The organism is Paenibacillus sp. Y916, from assembly GCF_056786435.1.
On sequence record NZ_JBXCJA010000034.1, the window covers coordinates 1 to 543 of the forward strand.

Annotated in this window: 1 rRNA gene; it reads right to left on the reverse strand. The window is 50.5% G+C overall.

The features are described 5' to 3' along the window. Positions 1 to 543: ribosomal RNA gene (locus AC1TO9_RS24545) — 23S ribosomal RNA — on the reverse strand; the annotation flags it as partial.

A 543-nucleotide genomic window follows, 5' to 3' on the forward strand; every position in this document is an offset into this window, starting at 1 on the left:
CTCACTGATCTTTTCGTTACTTATACCGGCATTCTCACTTGTATAGTGTCCAGCGCTCCTCACGGTACACCTTCAACCTCTATACAACGCTCCCCTACCCCTGATACAAAGTATCAAGCCATAGCTTCGGTGGTGTGTTTAGCCCCGTTACATTTTCGGCGCAGAGTCACTCGACCAGTGAGCTATTACGCACTCTTTCAATGATGGCTGCTTCTAAGCCAACATCCTGGTTGTCTGTGCAACTCCACATCCTTTTCCACTCAACACACACTTGGGGACCTTAGCTGATGGTCTGGGCTGTTTCCCTTTCGACAATGGATCTTAGCACTCACTGTCTGACTCCCGGATATAAGTACATGGCATTCGGAGTTTGACTGAGCTTGGTAACCCTTGCGGGCCCCGCACCCAATCAGTGCTCTACCTCCACGACTCTTCATTCCGAGGCTAGCCCTAAAGCTATTTCGGGGAGAACCAGCTATCTCCGAGTTCGATTGGAATTTCTCCGCTACCCCCACCTCATCCCCGCATTTTTCAACATGCGTG